Here is an 896-nt window from a genome sequence, read left to right on the forward strand (position 1 = left end):
TCTTATCCTAAAAATTCAATAATATCAACAGCAGCAGTAGCACCGTCACCAGCAGCACAAACGACTTGTTTAGCAGCATCAATTCTAACATCACCAGCAGCATATAAACCAGGTAAAGAAGTTCTCATTTTTAAATCAACAACAACTTGACCTTGCTCATCAGTATCACATATAAATGTACCATCATCATTTTTAATAGGCTCATTTAATACATCTCTTCCTACAAAAACAAATACTCCAGGTACATCTAAATCTCTTGTTGTTCCATCAATTTTACTTTTTACTTTTAGTCCAGTTACTCCTGACATATCTCCAAATACTTCTTCTACATCTACATTTGTAACTTCTTCAATATTCTCAGTATTTTTCATATGCTCTATTGTACTTGGTGCAGCTCTATAAGTATCTCTTCTATGTACTAAATATACTTTACTACAAATTTTTGATAAATATACAGCCTCTTCTAAAGCAGAATCTCCACCACCAATAACAGCAACTTCTTTACCTTTATAGAAGAATCCATCACAAGTAGCACAAGTAGAAATACCTCTACCAAAAAATTTATCTTCACCTTCAAATCCAGCACGTCTAGGAACTGAACCAGTTGCAAGTAATACAGATTTAGATTCAAATGTACTTCCATCTTCAGTAGTTAAAGTAAAAATATCACCATTTTTAATAACAGAAGATACTTTTTTCATTTCATGTTTTAAACCAAATTTCATAGCTTGTTGTGGCCATGATTGCATTAAATCTAATCCAGAAACAACTTCTAACTGTCCAGGATAATTTTCAATTTCAGAACTACCAGTAATTTGTCCTCCTGGCATTCCCATCTCAAACATTACTACATCTTTTAATCCACCTCTTGTTGAGTATAACCCAGCTGTTAATCC

General features: G+C 33.0%; 1 protein-coding gene. It reads right to left on the minus strand.

Annotated elements, in window-relative coordinates:
- Nucleotides 1-2: 2 nt before the first annotated feature.
- The coding region (locus tag CRU93_RS14040; RefSeq protein ID WP_129104799.1) for an NAD(P)/FAD-dependent oxidoreductase at nucleotides 3-896 on the minus strand (894 nt) is incomplete at its 5' end.

The sequence above is a fragment of the Arcobacter sp. CECT 8985 genome (assembly GCF_004116495.1).
In the GTDB taxonomy this organism is placed as follows: Bacteria; Campylobacterota; Campylobacteria; order Campylobacterales; family Arcobacteraceae; genus Malaciobacter.